The organism is Clostridium sp. CF012 (assembly GCF_018861755.1).
GTDB lineage: Bacteria > Bacillota > Clostridia > Clostridiales > Clostridiaceae > Clostridium_AD.
Genome location: NZ_JAHLEF010000143.1, coordinates 1 through 562, shown reverse-complemented (window position 1 = coordinate 562; position 562 = coordinate 1). Strand labels below are relative to the sequence as shown.

Sequence of the window (562 nt, the reverse complement as noted above, 5' to 3'; positions counted from 1 at the left end):
GTATATACACACCAATTTTATCCAATTAAGGAACTATATAAAGTTGCTGATATTTATAAAAAAGTTAATATATATTGTTGTATGAAAAATATTCATAATACAAACCAAATACAAGATGTTTTGAATTTAAGTAATAATGAACTTACTTTAAATATAGAAAAATATAATGAGTGTATTATGCTGCTATTTAATTATTGTGACGATTTAATGTGTGATGAAGTTAATAAAATAATAAGTATTTTTATTAACATATTAAATTCTGCGATTGAAAATATAGATATAAAGGTAAAGGATATAGAAATAATAAGTGAAGAAGAGAAGCATAAATTATTAGAAGAGTTTAATGATACAAAAGCAGAATATCCAAGAGATAAAACAATAAATGAATTGTTTGAAGAGCAGGTAGAAAAGGCACCAAGTAATATAGCAGTGGTATTTGAAGATAAGGAGATAACCTACAAAGAACTTAATGAAAGATCCAATTCATTAGCTAGAAACTTAAGAGAAAAGGGAGTAGGACCGGATGTTATAGTAGGAATAATGGTAGAATGTTCTGTTGAGA

The 562-nt window shown here is 25.4% G+C and carries 1 protein-coding gene; it reads left to right on the top strand.

Features of this window, described 5'->3' with window-relative positions; translation table 11 throughout:
• Positions 1–81: 81 nt before the first annotated feature.
• On the top strand, positions 82–562 hold a 481-nt coding region (locus KPL50_RS26745), incomplete at its 3' end, for an AMP-binding protein (protein ID WP_216301483.1).